Source organism: Liquorilactobacillus sicerae, from assembly GCF_029916425.1.
GTDB classification, from domain to species: domain Bacteria; phylum Bacillota; class Bacilli; order Lactobacillales; family Lactobacillaceae; genus Liquorilactobacillus; species Liquorilactobacillus sicerae.
In genome coordinates this window covers 1-454 of sequence record NZ_JAHAVQ010000227.1, presented here as the reverse complement: position 1 = coordinate 454, position 454 = coordinate 1, and the positions used below count along the sequence as shown (strand labels likewise).

At 33.0% G+C, this 454-nt stretch carries 1 protein-coding gene; it reads right to left on the bottom strand.

The window, feature by feature from the left end:
- Nucleotides 1-160 precede the first annotated feature (160 nt).
- The coding region (locus KH893_RS12150) for an AAA family ATPase (RefSeq protein ID WP_427860430.1) at nucleotides 161-454 on the bottom strand (294 nt) is incomplete at its 5' end.

The following is a 454-nucleotide window of genomic DNA, read 5'->3' as shown; positions in this document are numbered from 1 at the left end:
AATAATATTAAAACGACCAGGGCAAGCCAAATTCCCGGGATAATTGTATTCTTTGAAAACTGTTGCCAAACAACCGTAACTATGTTCTTGCGATTTGGTAAAGTTACCGTTGCCAGAATCAGCAGGTTGACAATGTACATGCAGATTATTTTAAAGATCTTCATATTTCAACCTCTGCAACCGGATAATTTGTTAACGGTATATGTGATGTATATACAACCGTACTACCCTCATCGACATTTTCTTTTAACATCTCAAATACCTCTTTCCGTGCACTTTCGTCAATATTATTAATAGCTTCATCAATTAACAAAAGCCGTGCTTTTCTTTCTAAAGCAACACTTAAATATAGTTTTATCTTCATGCCAATTGAATAATCCCTGACTAAATAATCCAAAGAATCTGTTAAGACAAATTTTTTTAAATTGAGTTGTATTTTATCTGATAGTTCCTC